The 1,722-nt window shown below is 63.1% G+C and carries 1 pseudogene; it reads right to left on the reverse strand.

From position 1 onward, the window contains the following. A pseudogene (locus EOA22_RS32600) lies at positions 1-1,722 on the reverse strand (kinesin); the annotation flags it as partial.

Consider the following 1,722-nt stretch of genomic DNA (forward strand, 5'->3'; position numbering starts at 1 on the left):
GCGGAGGTCTGCTCGGCGCGCTCGGCGATCTTGCGGTCGGCGTCGCTGAACGCGGCACCGGCCTGCTCGTGCAGGGTGCTGGTGACTTCCAGCACCTTTTCGCGCAGGGCGCCGGCGACAAACACGGCGCTCTTCTCGAGCACGGCGCGGACGTTGTCGACGCCTGTCGAGAGCGCACGTTCCATGGTGCCGGCGCGCTCCTCGATGATGCCGGTCTGGCGACTGAACGCCTGCTCGATCTTCTCGACATCGGCAGCGATCGCGTCGGAAATGCCGGTGCTTCTGGCAGCGATCTGGTCGATATGGCCCGACAGCGAGCGGTCAACGTCCTTGCGGGTCTCGGCGAGCTTGCCGAGATCGTCTTCCAGCGCGCGGGTCAACATATTGCGGCCTTCGGACAGCTTGCCGACATGTCCGGCGATGACGTCGTCGATGTCGCTGCGGCTTTCGGTCAGCTTCTGCAGGTCGGCTTCGAGGGCGCGTTTGAGAATGTCGCGGCCCTCGGCCAGCTTCTCGACCTGGCCGGCAACCAGACCGTCGATGCTGGAGCGGCTTTCGGCCAGCTTGGCGAGATCGGCTTCCAGCGCGCGCTTGAGAACATCGCGACCTTCGGCGAGTTTCTCGACCTGGCCGGCGACCAGACCGTCGATGCTTGAGCGGCTCTCGGCCAGTTTGGCAAGATCGTCCTCGAGCGCCTTGGACAGGGTCGAGCGCTCCTGGACAAGCCTTTCCGCGTGGCTGTTAACGAGGCCACCGACGTTTTCGAGGTCGGCTTCAAGCGCTTTCGACAGCGTCGAACGATCCTGGACGAGCCTTTCGGAATGGCTGTTGACCAAGCCATTGACGCTTTCGAGGTCAGCCTCGAGTGCCCGGGCGAACTGTGCCCGGTCATCGACCAGTTTCTGCGACTGGTCGGCAATGGTCCCCTTGATCGCGTTGAGGTCGGATTCCAGAGCGCGCCGCAGGATATCTCGGCCCTCGGACAACTTCTCGACCTGACCCGCAACCAACCCGTCGATGCTGGAACGGCTGTCGGCCAGCTTGGCGAGGTCGTCCTCAAGGGCCCTGGACAGGGCGGAGCGGTCTTGGACAAGCTTGTTCATGTGATCGGCGATGACGCTGTTCACATTCTGCAGGTCGGCTTCCAGGACCCGGGAAAGCTGACCGCGATCCTCGGCCAGCTTTTCCGACTGGCTTGAGATAACGCCCTTGATCGTGTTCAGGTCGGATTCCAGCGCGCGCTTGAGAATGTCGCGGCCTTCCGCCAGCTTCTCGACCTGACCGGCGACCAGACCGTCGATGCTCGAACGGCTTTCGGCCAGCTTGGCAAGGTCGGCTTCAAGGGTCTGCGACAGCAGGCTGCGGTCCTCGGCCAACCGTCCCGAATGGCTTTCGATCAGGCCGCGTATGCCGGACAGATCATTGTCGAGCGAATGGGAAAGCTGCGTGCGGTCTTCCGCCAGTTTGGCGGAATGGGTTTCGATGAGGCTCTTGATGCCGACGATGTCGTTTTCCAACGCCTTGGCGAGCACGGCGCGGCCTTCGGCGATTTTTTCCACCTGACCGGCGACCAGACCGTCGATGTCGGCGCGGCTGTCGGACAGTTTTCCGAGATCGGCTTCCAAAGCGCGCGACAGAATGTTGCGGCCCTCGGCGAGTTTTCCGACATGTCCGGCGACCATTTCATCAATGATCGTACGAGCTTGCACCAGCTTCCCGGAG

Origin of the sequence: Mesorhizobium sp. M7A.F.Ca.US.014.04.1.1, assembly GCF_003998745.1 — a bacterium.
GTDB lineage: Bacteria > Pseudomonadota > Alphaproteobacteria > Rhizobiales > Rhizobiaceae > Mesorhizobium > Mesorhizobium ciceri.